Origin of the sequence: Pseudomonas sp. NPDC089392 (genome assembly GCF_044749595.1) — a bacterium.
Classification (GTDB): domain Bacteria; phylum Pseudomonadota; class Gammaproteobacteria; order Pseudomonadales; family Pseudomonadaceae; genus Aquipseudomonas.
In genome coordinates, this window is record NZ_JBIVIF010000012.1 from 79,505 (window position 1) to 94,676 (window position 15,172).

The 15,172-nt window shown below is 61.3% G+C and carries 12 protein-coding genes; 6 read left to right on the forward strand and 6 right to left on the reverse strand.

The window, feature by feature from the left end:
* Positions 1-129 precede the first annotated feature (129 nt).
* The 3 genes from ACIP1G_RS13320 to ACIP1G_RS13330 all read left to right on the forward strand — a co-directional run bounded on the left by ACIP1G_RS13320 (position 130) and on the right by ACIP1G_RS13330 (position 4,683).
* Positions 130-429: a hypothetical protein gene (locus tag ACIP1G_RS13320; protein ID WP_400737562.1), complete on the forward strand. Its 300-nt coding sequence runs from the start codon at positions 130-132 to the stop codon at positions 427-429.
* Between the two features lie 380 nt (positions 430-809).
* Positions 810-3,800 carry a T6SS effector BTH_I2691 family protein gene (locus ACIP1G_RS13325; protein WP_400737564.1) on the forward strand — a complete coding sequence of 997 codons (2,991 nt, stop codon included), beginning with the start codon at positions 810-812 and terminating at the stop codon, positions 3,798-3,800.
* A gap of 4 nt (positions 3,801-3,804) precedes the next feature.
* Entirely contained in the window at positions 3,805-4,683 is an 879-nt protein-coding gene (locus tag ACIP1G_RS13330; protein WP_400737566.1) for a DUF6708 domain-containing protein, read from the forward strand.
* Here ACIP1G_RS13330 and ACIP1G_RS13335 read toward each other — a convergent pair.
* Positions 4,670-5,482 carry a class I SAM-dependent methyltransferase gene (locus ACIP1G_RS13335; RefSeq protein ID WP_400737568.1) on the reverse strand — a complete coding sequence of 271 codons (813 nt, stop codon included), beginning with the start codon at positions 5,480-5,482 and terminating at the stop codon, positions 4,670-4,672. The two genes, ACIP1G_RS13330 and ACIP1G_RS13335, sit on opposite strands and share 14 nt — an antisense overlap.
* 430 nt (positions 5,483-5,912) lie before the next feature.
* Positions 5,913-8,099: an OsmC domain/YcaO domain-containing protein gene (locus tag ACIP1G_RS13340; protein ID WP_400737570.1), complete on the reverse strand. Its 2,187-nt coding sequence runs from the start codon at positions 8,097-8,099 to the stop codon at positions 5,913-5,915.
* A 346-nt stretch (positions 8,100-8,445) separates the two neighbouring features.
* On the opposite strand from ACIP1G_RS13340, the gene ACIP1G_RS13345 reads away from it, so the two are divergent.
* The 3 genes from ACIP1G_RS13345 to ACIP1G_RS13355 are packed head-to-tail and all read left to right on the forward strand — an operon-like array spanning position 8,446 to position 12,511.
* Entirely contained in the window at positions 8,446-8,901 is a 456-nt protein-coding gene (locus tag ACIP1G_RS13345) for a (2Fe-2S)-binding protein (RefSeq protein WP_400737572.1), read from the forward strand.
* On the forward strand, positions 8,901-11,150 hold the full coding sequence (locus ACIP1G_RS13350) for a molybdopterin cofactor-binding domain-containing protein (protein WP_400737574.1): 2,250 nt from the start codon (positions 8,901-8,903) through the stop codon (positions 11,148-11,150). Before ACIP1G_RS13345 ends, ACIP1G_RS13350 begins: the two co-directional genes overlap by 1 nt.
* A gap of 17 nt (positions 11,151-11,167) precedes the next feature.
* Complete coding sequence (locus tag ACIP1G_RS13355; RefSeq protein WP_400737579.1) at positions 11,168-12,511, forward strand: c-type cytochrome; 1,344 nt, start codon at positions 11,168-11,170, stop codon at positions 12,509-12,511.
* 203 nt (positions 12,512-12,714) lie between these two features.
* Here ACIP1G_RS13355 and ACIP1G_RS13360 read toward each other — a convergent pair whose 3' ends face one another.
* The 4 genes from ACIP1G_RS13360 to ACIP1G_RS13375 all read right to left on the reverse strand — a co-directional run bounded on the left by ACIP1G_RS13360 (position 12,715) and on the right by ACIP1G_RS13375 (position 14,922).
* Complete coding sequence (locus ACIP1G_RS13360; protein WP_400737690.1) at positions 12,715-13,506, reverse strand: substrate-binding periplasmic protein; 792 nt, start codon at positions 13,504-13,506, stop codon at positions 12,715-12,717.
* A 197-nt stretch (positions 13,507-13,703) separates the two neighbouring features.
* The gene (locus tag ACIP1G_RS13365; protein ID WP_400737582.1) at positions 13,704-14,345 is read right to left on the reverse strand and encodes a LysE family translocator; all 642 of its coding nucleotides are present in this window, start codon (positions 14,343-14,345) and stop codon (positions 13,704-13,706) included.
* A 50-nt stretch (positions 14,346-14,395) separates the two neighbouring features.
* Entirely contained in the window at positions 14,396-14,596 is a 201-nt protein-coding gene (locus ACIP1G_RS13370) for a DUF1289 domain-containing protein (RefSeq protein ID WP_012271937.1), read from the reverse strand.
* Between the two features lie 8 nt (positions 14,597-14,604).
* On the reverse strand, positions 14,605-14,922 hold the full coding sequence (locus tag ACIP1G_RS13375) for a hypothetical protein (protein WP_400737585.1): 318 nt from the start codon (positions 14,920-14,922) through the stop codon (positions 14,605-14,607).
* Between the last annotated feature and the right edge of the window lie 250 nt (positions 14,923-15,172).

Consider the following 15,172-nt stretch of genomic DNA (forward strand, 5'->3'; position numbering starts at 1 on the left):
GCCGCTCCTACAACGGGGTGCAATCTTTGCAAGTGTGAGCCAGGCTCTTGGCGACGCGATAGTTCACCGCTTCGCTAGAATGAAATATCCTGCAAGTCATTAGCCGCCCGGTAAACGAAGGGGGAACACATGAGCAGAAAAGCGATCCACCCGAACGCGTCCTTGGCGCTGACCACCCTGCTCGCCCTTAGCCTGGCGCTCACCGCTGGCTGCTCCAGCAAAGCCAGCAAGGCCCGCTACGCCACGCCTGCAGTGGGCTCCAACTGTTTCGCCAAAGCCGTCCCCACTACCGGCGAAGGCGGCCTGGCCTGGGGCAATACCCTGAGCAATGCCCGGCAGAAATCAATGACCAATTGCATACGCTATGCCACCCGCTCGGGGGGCACACCCAAAACTTGCCAGGTGGTGATGGCCAAGTGCAAGAACTGAAAGTATATAAACAACTTCATAAGTAAGATACGTCCTACAAAAATAATCCATCTTTCCAGTCGCACAACTGCGTCAGCGAAACATAAATCCATCCAAATAAAATCTTACACTTTCCACCTCGACCAAGAAGTGGAAATCGGGGCATTGTCTTTCACTCAAAGCCAACAACCAGATCACCTTCTTACTTCATCAACTAAGTAAGACATTTCCTACAATACAAGCAAGAACCCTACATTCCAGCGTGAAGCACGTAACAAAAAGCGAAACGTCAGCACCTCCGTAAAAGTATCAGCCAACCGATATTTCAGTCTTTTCAGTACTGGAACAGGCCACTTTACGCCTAGGGTCCGAAAAGGCTGCTCTTTGAGCAAGGAACTCGCATGAGTAATGCCTCCGTAAGCAGTGCTACTTCCGGCCCTTCCTGTAGCGCACGCATCCCCATCCTGCCAGTGCGCTATGCCATCGTGCCACGCACCGGCGACATGCCCGCCTGCCGCTATGCCGATGCAGGCTTCAACCTGGAACAAGGCTTCGGGCCGCTGCAACACTCCGCCTACACCCTGCGCGCGCTGCGCCCGGGCTATGTCTACGTGTTCATGAAAGGCGCCCTGGGCGAGAAGCTGGTCATTCACGAGTACGTCGGCGCCGGCCTGTACAAGGAACTGCGCTACAGCGGGCTGGACGACTACCACCTGCGTGATCGCTACCTGTCCAGCCGGACCATGGGCTGGGTGTGGGCCGACACCTGCCCGGATACCGCCAAGGAAGTGTGGATCGGCTATAGCCCACACCTGTGGACCAACGCCATGACTGCTCGTATCACCGGTTCGCCAGCCCTGCGCAAACGGCATATGCGCCAGCTGGACATGGCCGAACTGATAGCCGGCAACCAGGCCCCGTCAACCCAGCCCCATGTCTTGCCGGTCAGTGCCCTGCAAACCTGGGTCGAAGACTTCAAGCCCACCGAACGGCGCATGCCCCTGACCTGGAGCAGCGACCCGATCAACGAAACCTTGCCCATCGGCAACCTCGTCGCCATCGGCCGCCACTACCCCTACACCCAGCCGAAGGTACCGGTAGTGGTGGCGCTCGCCGATGCCGAAGGCATGGCCCTGGACCTGAGCCTGACGGTGTCGGCCTACCAGCACCAACTGCGCGACCTGATGCCCGCCGAGCAGCTGGAACACACGAAGCCTGCACAAGGGCCCGAACAGGAAAGCGTGCCGGCGTGCTACAAGCTGGATGCCGAACAGCTGAGCGTGCAAAGCCGCGATTTCCACCATCGCAACCTGGTAGCCATGCTGCTGAACAAGACGCTGGAAAGCCTGTACCCGGCCGATGCACCTTCAGTGGACCTCGCCGAGTTCCGCCTTGGCACGCAACGCCGCGGCCCCGCCCTGTCGCCGTCCGAGTCACGTTTTCAGGCGCTCACCCACGAAGACTACTCCCCCAACGGCGCACGCCTGGCACAGCGCCTCGACCTCGCCAAGTACCGGCGCTTCCTGACCGAGCGTGACGAGCTGGGACGCCGCATCGTCGCGTTGCGCAACCAGGCCTTGCAAGCCAGCAACGATCATGACGCCTGGCTCGGGACCGCCGAACCCCAGCATGTCGATAACCCCTACAGCCTGGCTGCGGCCTTGGCCTGTTACGACCGTGATGAAATCGCGTCCGCCCGTGGGCTGGAAATTTCACTGGCGCTGCTGATTCAGCCGATGGGCCAGCCAGCGCCCGGTACCGAAGCACAGGATCAGCGGCTCAAACGCCTTGAGCAGTGGCTGGATCAGCACGACAGCCCGCTCTACACCGCCCTGGCGCCGTTCAACCCGTTCAAGGACAAGGCAGATGCGATCGGCAGCCTGTTCGGTGCCAGCGACAACGTGATCGAAGGGTTGGCTGGCCGCTTCCCGGCCATGGCCGGCATTACCGACCTCACCGCCCAGTCAGTCAATACCGTGGTGCTCAAGCGCCTGCGTGGGCAGACCCGCTGGGACGCCAGTCATGGCCTGCGTCAGCAGGTGCTGTTGGCGGCGCGTGAGGGCAATGCCGAGAAAGCACTGGGGTTGCTGGCAGCACGCTACCGGATCACCGAGCAAGCCATCGCGGAAAATCCCTTTAGCCAGGAGGTACAGAAGTACTTGAAGAGCGGCCTGGCGCAGGTTGAGGAGATGAAACAAATCCGTATCTCCGGAAGCCGGACTATTTCAATCGAACTGACCACCACCGCGCGTGTGAAACCCAACTTCCTTGGGTTGCTTACTTCGGGCATTGGCGGTGGTTTGAACGCGGGCATGTTGTGGTTCAACGTGATTTCGCTCAAGACCGCCTACAACAGCGTGCAGCAGAGCGATGCTCCGGAATACACGATGGGGTTCGCTTCATCGATTTTCGGGGTGATCGGTGCGGCATCGGCGACGCTGGTGAGCGTGCGCGCAACGCAGAAAGCCGTGATGCTGAGGTTGAGTTCAACAGCACCCGGGATTGCTTTCGGTAACGGCATCATTAACTTCTTAACGAGTAATCTCTTTGCGCGAGCTTCAGCCTACCCAGCGATAGCAGCAGGATTTTTCTCTGATGGATTTAAAGCAGTACGCCAGTGGCAGAACGGCAATCTCACCTCAGGGATATATACAGCGACTGGCGGTGCTTTAACGGGTTTGGGTTCTATTCTAACTCTAGAAGGAACCCTTGCCATCGCAGGTAAGACGGTTGTTATTCCCTTTGCAGGCTGGACCGCAGCGGGACTTGCACTGGTAGGAGCCGCTTTGATTGGAGCAGGTCTATTTTTCCACTCAAAGGCACATTCCCGCCTTCACAGCCCTATAGAGTTATGGGCGTGCAGAGGCATTTTCGGCACGAGGGAAAATGACGGCGAGGCACGAGAAAATATAAAACTTGATTTCGAGAAAAAACTACCGCCCTTTTGCCATCTCCACGAAGAAGTCAAGGCATGGAATATGGAATTTTTCTCGCCAAGAACTTTATCAACGATGCAATCCGAGCAACTCGGCATAGCCGGTGTCACGACAGGATTTAACATACATAACGAGTGGTCGACGCCTGATTGGACAACAATAATCCACACACACGTTACTGATGAAAGCTCAACAGTTGAGCTCACTCTTCTTTTACCAGGCTTTGCACTGGGCCAAAGCGAATGGTCAGGAATTTTTATTAGCTATAGCTTCGACAAACACATAACCCGCCTCCCTATAACACCGGATTGCCACATGACACCCGCTGGTTTAGTAATTCACTACAAGGTCGAAGCGAGAGGAATCAGAGCTGTCACGCTCACGCTTGATTACGATAAAAACAGAAGCCTAGATAACGACACCTCTTCTACCACCAAATTTTATCTGGAGCGCTAAATTCATGGCGACTGTCTGGCTTTTCAATCCATCGCATAGATCAGGGGTCAACCCAAAGATCTCTGGACAACTTATTCAGACATACAACTCAAGCTTATGCTTGCGAAACCCTTGGGTCTCCGACTCGGTATTCATGGGAAAGATTTACATGGCAATGTTTTTATCTACTTGCATATTCTCTTTCTTAAATCTCACTGACAGCAATATAGATTACTCACTCGACGGCGGCACAATCTTCATTGCCATGCTAATTTCGGCGCCGTTCATTTTTACTCCTTTCTTAGCATACAGAATATTTTTCATAAAAAATCTTTCACACATCTTCCTGAATCGCTTAACAAAAAAAATTTATTACAAACGAATAAACAAACTCATAGTCTTCGATTGGAACAACATTGGAGGCGGTGTATTCAAACGCACTGAATTCAGCGGTTCTTCCTTCACCACCAGCTACGCCCTAGCCTTCGCCCCTCGCCGAGAGGACGGGAGCCTCCACCAGAAAGACTGCCTATGGGTCGACAGCAACGAACCCACCGAGTCCGACACCCAATACGTCGCCGAAGTGTGGGAGTACCTCCGCCATTTCATGGACCACGGCCCGGACAAGCTCCCGCCGCCCGGCGAACCCAACTGGTGGCACAAGCCGCTGCACGCCATCTGCCTGACCCCGGCAGAAGCCTGGCGCCACTACGCCCCCTGGCGGACCGGCGAACCCGGTGAAATGCAGGGCAAGAAGAACTGGCAACTGCCGTTCTGGGCCGTGCTGTTCCCGTACAACCTGACCGTCGCCATCGCTTGGTACTGCGTCTGCAAGCTTTTCAATGTCCGTGCAGCGCCACCACCGGCAGAGGCCTTCGAAGGAGAGTCTGCTAACCCCGAATGACCACCACCTCAAGGTATTCACTCGGTACCACCAACGACGAAGGGCCTGCGACGTTGCTCTCATCCAGCAACTGGGTCAGATCCCTCTCCAGCGCCCCGGCTGCCTCCGGCTCCAATGAGGCAAACGCCTTGTGCACCGGCCCATACCAGGTGCGAAACACCTCGATGAAATGCGCCGCCGAGCGATAGCGGAAGTTGAACAGCTGACGGCTGACCTGCAGCTCACCGAGTGCCCCTTCGAACATCACCCGTAACTGTTCCTCATCGCCCCAGCGCGAGGGCGGCAAGGCGCCGGCTGGCGGGGGCACGTGCCGCCCGAGGGTCTTGAACATCTGCCCGACGAAGCCTTGCGGGGTCCAATTGGCCAGGCCGATACGGCCACCGGGCCGGCACACCCGGGCCAATTCGCGCGCGGCTTGGGGCTGGTCGGGGGCGAACATTACGCCGAAGGTGGAAAGCACCGCATCGAACGTACCATCGGCAAACGGCAATGCTTCGGCATCGGCGGCCTGGAACAGCACATTCAGGTGCTCGGCCCGCGCCCGTTCTTCGCCGCGCTTGAGCAGTTCGGGCACATAGTCGGTGGAGGTGACGCGGCAGCCGCGCCGGGCGGCGGCCAGGGTGGCGTTGCCGTTGCCGGCAGCGACATCCAGCACCTGCTCATCCCAACGCAGGTCACAGGCTTCTGCCAGGCGTTCACCAACCAGTTGCAGGGTGGTGCCGATTACCGCGTAGTCGCCGCTGGCCCAGGCGGCTTGCTGGCGGGCTTTGAGGGCATTGGTATCCAAAGGGGTGCTCATGGTCTGCGCCTTCTTGTTGTGCGCGGCCGAGGTCCTTCTGGCGGTGTACGCGCCGGGGATTCAGGGATGGGTGCAAAACGGTACGCGCTTGGCTGGCGAAGTGGCAAGATCAAATGGGGATAGGGGCAAGAGCGAAGCGATATATGAAGGCTGCCGGCCTCTTCGCGGGCACGCCCGCTCCCACAGGGATCGCGCTAGCTTTTTGAACTTGTGCAAGATAGTTGCGGCCACCTGGCGGGCATCATCTTCAAGGAATGCACAAGACCTGTAGGAGCGGCCTTGTGTCGCGATAGGGCTGCGAAGCAGCCCCAGGATTTCAGCACAGATGCACAAATCGCCGGGGCTGCTTCGCAGCCCTATCGCGACACAAGGCCGCTCCTACAGGGGGCCAGCGCTAGCCAGAAGAGTCAGCAAGTTCACGCAGCAGTTATCAGGCGAACTTGGCCCGGGCCGCGTGCAGCTTCTTGTAGCTCTCGATCAAACGCAGATGCCGGTCCAGGCCTTCGAGCTTCATGCTGGTCGGGGTCAAGCCATGAAAGCGCACGCTGCCGTCCACCGAACCGAGCACCGCGTCCATACGCGCGTTGCCGAACATGCGACGGAAGTTGGCCTCGTAGTCGTCCATCTCCAGCTCATCATCCAGCAGCACCTCCAGCACCACGTTCAGCGCCTGGTAGAACAGCCCGCGCTCGACAGTGTTGTCGTTGAACTGCAGGAACGCCTCGACCAGTTCCTTGGCGTCCTCGAAACGCTGCACCGCCAGGCAGATCAGCAGTTTCAGCTCCAGAATGGTCAACTGGCCCCACACCGTATTCTCATCGAACTCCACGCCGATCAGCGTGGAGATAGTGGTGTAGTCATCCACATCGCAGTTGTCCAGGCGCTTGAGCAGCAGCTTCAGCGGGCGGCTTTCGAGGCTGTGCAGGTTGAGGATGTCAGCGCGGAACGACAAGGCGCGGTTGGTGTTGTCCCAGATCAGGTCCTCGACCGGGTAGATTTCCGAGTAGCCCGGCACCAGGATGCGGCAGGCAGTGGCGCCGAGGTTGTCGTACACGGCCATGTACACCTCTTTGCCCAGGTCTTCGAGGATACCGAAAAGCGTCGCGGCTTCCTGAGTGTTGGAGTCCTCGCCGTGCCCGGAGAAGTCCCATTCGACGAACTCGAAGTCGGCCTTGGCGCTGAAGAAGCGCCACGACACCACGCCGCTGGAGTCGATGAAGTGCTCGACGAAGTTGTTCGGCTCGGTCAGAGCGTGGCTTTCGAAGGTTGGCTGCGGCAGGTCGTTCAAGCCTTCGAAGCTGCGGCCCTGCAGCAGTTCGGTGAGGCTACGCTCCAGCGCCACTTCCAGGCTTGGGTGGGCGCCGAACGAGGCGAACACGCCGCCAGTGCGCGGGTTCATCAAGGTCACGCACATGACCGGGAATTCACCACCCAGCGAGGCATCCTTGACCAGTACCGGGAACCCCTGCTCTTCCAGGCCCTGGATACCGGCGACGATGGCCGGGTACTTGGCCAGCACTTCTTGCGGCACATCCGGCAGGCACAGTTCGCCTTCAAGGATTTCGCGCTTCACGGCACGCTCGAAGATTTCCGACAGGCACTGCACCTGCGCCTCGGCCAGGGTGTTGCCGGCGCTCATGCCGTTGCTGAGGAACAGGTTTTCGATCAGGTTGGACGGGAAGTACACCACCTGCTCATCGGACTGGCGCACGAACGGCAGCGAGCAGATGCCGCGCGCGGTATTGCCTGAGTTGGTGTCGTACAGGTGCGAGCCGCGCAGTTCGCCGTCCGGGTTGTAGATTTCCAGGCAGTGCTCATCGAGGATCTCGGCCGGCAGCGCATCACGTGGGCCGGGCTTGAACCACTGCTCGTTCGGGTAGTGCACGAACGGCGCGTTGGCCAGGTCCTCGCCCCAGAACTGGTCGTTATAGAAGAAGTTGCAGTTCAGGCGCTCGATGAACTCGCCCAGCGCAGAGGCCAGTGCGGCCTCCTTGGTCGCGCCCTTGCCGTTGGTGAAGCACATCGGCGACTGGGCGTCGCGCACATGCAGTGACCACACATTGGGCACGATGTTGCGCCACGAGGCGATTTCGATCTTCATCCCCAGCCCGGCGAGGATGCCCGACATGTTGGCGATGGTCTGCTCCAGCGGCAGGTCCTTGCCGGCGATGTAGGTGCTGGTGTCGGAAACTGGCATCAGCAGGCCCTGGGCATCGGCATCCAGGTTGTCGACCACTTCGATGACGAACTCGGGGCCGGTCTGCACCACCTTTTTCACCGTGCAGCGGTCGATGGAGCGCAGGATGCCCTGGCGGTCCTTCTCGGAAATGTCCTCGGGCAGCTCGACCTGGATCTTGAAGATCTGGTTGTAGCGGTTTTCCGGGTCGACGATGTTGTTCTGCGACAGGCGAATGTTTTCGGTGGGGATGTCGCGGGTCTGGCAGTACAGCTTGACGAAGTAAGCCGCGCACAAGGCCGAAGACGCCAGGAAATAGTCGAACGGGCCTGGGGCCGAACCATCGCCTTTGTAGCGGATCGGTTGGTCGGCGATCACCGTGAAGTCATCGAACTTGGCTTCGAGACGGAGATTGTCGAGAAAATTGACCTTGATTTCCATGCGGGATTACCGTGAGTTAAGCGTGCAAAACGAAATTGGCCGGCATTATCCGGGTTTTCAAGCCAGAAGTCCTGTTTGCCTTACTGGCCCAATCGCCGGCAAGCCAGCTCCCACAGGCACAAGGCTTGAAGGATGTGCAGCCCCTTGTGGGAGCAAGCTGGCTTGCCGGCGATGAGGCCGGTACTGGCTTGCGCATTCCACCGGATTGCTTGCCTGATCCTCTGAACCTGCCCCTGCCAGCAGACCAGCGGTTGCAGCCCTGTGCTAGCGTTTCTCAACTGGGGAACAACGCATTCCCAAAGCAGAAAATACATGGCGACAACAACCGATGACTGGCAGGTGAACCATGGAACTACGCATCAACCAGAAGACCTACCAGGTCGAGGCGGACGCCGATACGCCCCTGCTGTGGGTGATCCGCGATGACCTGGGGCTGACCGGCACCAAGTATGGCTGCGGCCTGGCCCAGTGCGGCGCCTGTTCGGTGCTGGTGGACGGCAAGGTGGTGCGCGCCTGCGTAACCCCGGTGGCCGGTGTGGTCGGGCGCGAGGTCACCACCATAGAGGCGATCGAGGCTGACGCCGTTGGCAAGCGGGTGGTCGCCGCCTGGGTCGAGCACCAGGTGGCGCAATGTGGCTACTGCCAGTCCGGCCAGGTGATGGCGGCCACGGCGCTGCTCAAGCACACCCCAAAACCCAGCGCTGCACAGATCGATGCGGCCATGGTCAACCTGTGCCGCTGCGGCACCTACAACGCCATCCATGCCGCCGTGCATGACCTGGCCCAAGGGGAGCAGGCCTGATGAACACGCCCGTCGATACCCCCGCCGAACTGCTCAGGTTGCAACAGGGTGAAACGGTCAACCTATCGCGTCGGCGCTTTCTTGCCGGCACCGCAGTCGGTGCCCTGGTGCTGGGTTTCGGCCTGCCAATGGGCTCGGCCCGCGTGCAGGCAGCGGCCGCAACATCCGTGGAACGCGGCACCCAGGTGCCGGCCTTTCTGGAGATTCGCCCAGACGGCACGGTGCGCCTGCTCAGCCCCTTCATGGAAGGCGGCCAAGGCCCTTTCACCGCCATGGCGCAGATCGTTGGCGAAGAGCTGGACGTCGACCCCGCCAATTTCGTGGTCGATAGCGCACCGCCGGGCGAAGCCTACGTGGTGATGGAAAATGGCATGCGCATCACCGGCGGCAGCATGTCGGTGCGCATGAGCTACCCGACCATGCGCCGCCTGGGTGCGCTCGCCCGGGCCATGCTGCTGCAGGCAGGTGCCGAGCAGTTGGGCGTGCCGGTCGAAGAACTCTCCACCACGCCGGGCAACGTGGTACATACCACGTCTGGCCGTAGCGTAACCTATGGTGAGCTGGCCGGCCGCGCCATGGACCTGCCAGTGCCCGACCCGGCCAGCGTCAAGCTGCGCGACCCCAGCCAGTTTCGCTGGATCGGCAAGCCCGTACGCCGCCTGGATGCCTACGACAAATCCACTGGCAAGGCCCAGTACTGCATCGACATCAAGGTCGACGGCATGCTCCACGCTGCCGTGCAACACGCGCCGCGCCTGGGCATGACCGTGGGCAGCCTGCGTAACGAAGACCAGGTCAAGGCCATGAAAGGCGTGCACTCGGTGCATCAGTTGCCGGGCGCCGTGGCCGTGGTCGCGGAACGCTGGTGGCACGCCAAGCGTGCGGTGGAGGCGATCCAGGTGGACTGGAAAGAGCCGGCCGCCAACAGCAAGGTACGGCCGATGCCGGCCGACTTCTCCAGTGATGGCTGGCGCGAGCACTTGGCGACTGTCTACGGCCCGGCCCGTGACGAAGAGAACGAAGGCGATATCGCTGGCGCCCTGGCCAATGCCAAGACCAAGGTCGAGGCCAGCTACCACAACCAGTACCTGAACCATGCCCAGCTGGAGCCACCGTCCGCTCTGGCCCGCTTCAACCCGGATGGCACCCTCGACGTCTGGCTGCCCAACCAGGCACCGGACATGTTCCGTGATGACATTGCCAAGCGCACTGGCCTGCAAGCCACACAAATCAATCTGCATTCGCCACTGCTGGGCGGTTTCTTTGGCCGCCACTTCCTCTATGACTCGGCCAACCCCTACCCGCAGGCCATTGCCCTGGCCAAAGCGGTAGGTCGGCCGGTGAAGCTGATCTGGAGTCGCGAAGAGGAATTCCTGCGCGATGTGCTGCGCCCGGTCGCGGTGGTGAAATTCCGCGCAGGGCTTGATGCCGACGGCATGCCGGTGGCCATCGAAGCGGTAAGCGCCACCGAAGGCCCGACCGAGGCCATTGCTGGCAAGCAAGAGGACAAGATCGACCCGACCGCGCTTGAAGGGCTTTCGGGCAAGTCCTACGCCATCGCCAACAAGCGCATCGCGCAGATCTACGTCAAAGGCCCGGCCATGCTTGGCTACTGGCGTTCAGTAGGCAACTCGCTGAATGACTTCTTCTATGAGTCATTCCTCGACGAGCTGGCCGACAAAGGCGGCAAGGACCCATTCGAACTACGCCTGCACCTGCTGCGCGACAACCCGCGCCTGACCAACCTGCTGAACGCGGTCGCCGAACTGTCCGGTGGCTGGAAACGCGGCCCGTTCACCGCCGAGGACGGCAGCAAACGGGCACGCGGCGTGGCCATGGCCTCACCGTTCGGCTCGGAGGCAGCGGTGATTGCCGAAGTGTCGATCGAGAATGGCCAGGTCAAGGTGCACGACATCTGGCAGGCCATCGACCCAGGCAGCATCGTCAACCCGGCGATCATCGAGCACCAGGTCAACGGCGCCGTCGCCCTGGGGCTGTCGCAAACGCTGGTGGAGGAAGCGGTATACGTCGATGGCATGCCACGCGCGCGCAATTACGACCTGTACCCGATCCTGCAGCCTGCGCGCATGGCCCGGGTGCATGTGCGCATCGTCGAAAGCGGGGCGAAGATGGGCGGCATCGGCGAGCCACCGCTACCGGCGGTGGCGCCGGCCGTGGCCAACGCGGTCGCACAACTCACCGGCCAGCGCGTGCGCAGCCTGCCCATGAGCCGCCATACCTTCAGCTGATCGCAAAGGGACGCCCCATGACCCATCGTTTCGCACGGACCGCTGGTTGGCTGGCGCTGCCGTGCCTGGTTGCGACAGGCCTGCTGGCCTGGTATGTCACCCGTGAGCCCGCCACGCCCTTTGCCGGCGAGCAGGCCGTTGCTGCCGACCCGGCGCTGGTCAGCCGCGGCGAGTACGTGGCCCGGCTCAGCGATTGCGTGGCCTGCCACAGCCTACCTGATGGCAAACCATTTGCCGGCGGGCTGGAAATGGCCACCCCGTTGGGAGCGATCCACGCCACCAACATTACCCCGGATCGCGACTACGGTATCGGCAAATACAGCTTGGCCGACTTCGACCGCGCGGTACGCCAGGGTGTCGCACCCGGCGGCCGGCGACTGTACCCAGCCATGCCCTACCCGTCCTACGCCAAACTCAGCGATGACGATGTAAAGGCGCTGTACGCGTTCTTCATGCACGGTGTGCAGCCGGTAAAGCAGGCCAACCTGGCCAGCGACATCCCTTGGCCACTGAACCTGCGCTGGCCCATCGCAATGTGGAACGGCCTGTTTGCTGCGACCACACCCTACGCCGCCCAAACCGGCCAGGACGCGCAGTGGAACCGTGGCGCCTACATCGTCCAGGGCCCCGGCCACTGCGGCAGCTGCCACACGCCGCGTGGCCTGGCATTCAACGAGAAGGCGCTGGATGACGGTGGCAAGCCGTTTCTGGCCGGCGCCCTGCTCGATGGCTGGTATGCCCCGAGCCTGCGCGCCGACCACAACACCGGGCTAGGGCGCTGGAGCGAGGCCGAGATTGCCCAGTTCCTGAAGACCGGGCGCAACCGCCATGCGGTGGTGTTCGGCTCGATGACCGAAGCGTTCAACAACTCCACGCAGTTCATGAGTGACGACGACCTGGCTGCCATTGCCCACTACCTGAAATCGCTGCCAGGCGACCCGCAGCGCGACGGCGCGCCCTGGCAGTACCAGGCCGAGTCGGCGGCCACGCGGCTCGACAGCCCCGGTGCGCACACCTACGTGAGCCGCTGCGCGTCGTGCCACGGCCTGGACGGCAAGGGCCAGGCCGAGTGGATGCCGCCGTTGGCCGGGGCGACTTCAGCACTGGCCAAAGAGGACGCCTCGGCGATCAATATCACCCTTAATGGTTCGCAGCGGGTGGTAGCTGCCGGCGTGCCGGATGCCTATCGCATGCCGGCTTTTCGCGAACAGCTGGGGGATCAGGAGATTGCCGAGGTGCTGAGTTTCGTGCGTACGGCGTGGGGTAACCAGGGCGGTGCAGTGAATGCGCAGGCGGTGGGCAAATTGCGTGGGCATACCGGCCCGGCCAGTAGCAGCCCGATCATTTTGCATATGCGCTGACTATGCTGGCCTCTTCGCGGGTGAACCCGCTCCCACAGGTTCACCACATGACCTGAAGGTTGTGATTTCCCTGTAGGAGCGGCCTTGTGTCGCGACGGGGCGCGCAGCGGCCCCAGGATCTTTGCCTTACCTCGATATTGCCGGGGCCGCTGCGCGCCCCGTCGCGACACAAGGACGCTCCTACAGGGACCGCGTACTTGCTGCTACTGCCAACGCTCCAGGTTCTGCTTCAGCAGTTGCTGCGGCAACGCCCCGGCAACGATCTTTTCCATCTCCCGCGCCAGCGCTTCACGCAATTGCGGCTGGTTGCAGGGCGAGTCATGCGACAGCGCCAAGTACAGCCCTTCGCTGGACACCGGCGGCTGCAGCACCTGCACGGTGCCTGCGATCCCCAGCGTACGCGCCAGCGCCATGCCGGGGTATTGTTCGTACACCACATAGTCGCTGCGCTTGTGCATCAGCTTCTCGAACGCCTGCCGGGCGCTGGGCACCGCTTCCAGGGTGAGGTTGGCCATGGCGTAGTCGTCAAACTGCTGGCCATGGCTGTTGTTGACCAGGGTCCCGCCTTTGCGGCCCTTGAGGTCGGGCCATTGCCGGTAGGCAAAAGCATTGTCCTGGCGCACCCAGACCACGCTTGGGGTGTGCAGGAATGGCGGGGCGATGAAGTTCATCTGTTGCTGCCGGGCCTGGGTCAGGAAATAGCCGGCCAACAGGTCGATCCGGCCCGTGCGCACTTCCTCCTGGGCCCTCGACCACGGCCCGGCATAGACCACGTCAATTTCCAAACCCAGCTGCTGGCCCAGGTACTTGAGCAGGTCGGCATTGGCACCGATCAGTTGCTGGGGGTTTTGCGGGTCGCGCCACAGGTACGGGGGGTATTCGGGGTTGCCAGTGGCGGTCAGGCGTCGGCAAGGCTCATCCGCTACCGCAAGCAGCGGCAGTAGCAACAGGCATATTGGCAGCAGCAAGGCTTGGCGAAAGCAACGCTCGATCATCGACAGCCCTCGGCACATGTGACATCCCGCGACCCTGCGTGGTGGCCAAAGGCTGCCACCTCCTGTGGTCAACTGCAGCATCCCTGTGGGTTTGCTTTAGACAGTCTGGACCATCAGCGGCCTGCGGGCTGGCCTTTCATCAGCCAGATATTATACCGGCCGGCAAAAACCTTTGCCGGCCACACCAAGGTCCCGCCTCAGGCCGCTTGCCGACGCATCGCCAGAATCGCCGCGCCAAAGCCGATGAAGGTCGTCCCGACCACCCGGCTGACCCAGCGCGACAGCGAAGGGCGAGTCAACACGCCCTTGGCCCGCGCAGCCAGTGCGGCATACAAGCTCAGCGAAACCAGCGACAAGGCCACGAATATCCCGGTCAAGGTCAGGAACTGCGGCAGCAACGCCGCCCCCTGGTCGATAAATTGCGGGAAAAGCGCGGTAAAGAACATGGTCGCCTTGGGGTTGGTCACCGCTGTGAGGAAGGCCGACTTGAACAGTTTCAGCGGCGTAGGCCGCACCTTGACCACCCCCTCTGCAGCGCCCTGCTCCAGCATCGGGCTTTTCTTCAGCAACTGCCGCGCGCCCAGGTAGAACAGGTAGCCCGCCCCTAGAATCTTCACGGCATTGAACAGCATCTCGGAACTGGCCAGCAGCGCGCCCAAGCCCAGCATGGCCGCCGCCGACAGGCAGAACAGGCCCGAGCCATTGCCCAGCGACGACCAGATCGCGCTGCGCTGGCCGTGGGCGATGCTGTTGTTGATGGCCATCAAGGTGGCAGGGCCGGGGCTGGCAATCGCGATGGCGGCAACCAAGGTAAAGGCAAACAGCGAGTGAGAATCCATTTTCGCGCTCATCAGGCAATCAGGGAAAGTCGCGTGCATCGCACGCAGGCTCAGTCGGCATTCTGCCGCTTGGCCGCCTTCTTGGCGATAGCCTTCATCCGCGTCGCCGCCCGTTGCACGGTGGCCATCTTTTCCGGGCGCTTCATGCCCCGCCATTTACGGATTTCATCACGGGTGCGACCACAGCTCACGCACAGCTCGCTGTTGAGCTGGCATAGCGAGACGCAGGGGTTGTCGATGTCTTTGGCCATGCCACCACTCAGCCAGGCAGTTCTGCTCGAGCTCGCGCAGCAGCAGCCTGGAACACCTGGCGCACTTCCTCGGCCTTGACCTTGCTCACCGACCTGGCGGCCAGCAGCTCGTCGACCACGCGCAAGCCCTGCTCCAGGGCAGTGGCCAGTTGTTCGGTGTCGGAGGCGTCAGCGATATCACCCAGATAAGGAGCGATGAGGTACACGTAACGGTCCTGCAGCTTGAGCGCTTCCAGCGCGTCGAGGGCTTTCTGGAACCGATCGGCAGCGGCAGGGCTCATGCTCAATTTATCGAAATGAATCAGGCTCACACGGTCAGTGGCCATTTTGACGAATCTCCGTTTCCTGGTACGGCCAGGTCCACAAGCAGCAGCGCTTCTACGGTGCTCGGATGTGCGGGCCCGGGTAATGCACATCAGGGTACCAGAAGCCGAGGCAGAAAGGGCTATTGCCCCCAGAACTAAAAGTATTTGCCAAGTCGCGCAATGGACGCCCCAGGGCGTATTCGGGACAGGAGCCGGCGTTTCCTGCGCAGGATAATCGCGCCAGCAATCCACCCCGCCGAGGCCGTCATCG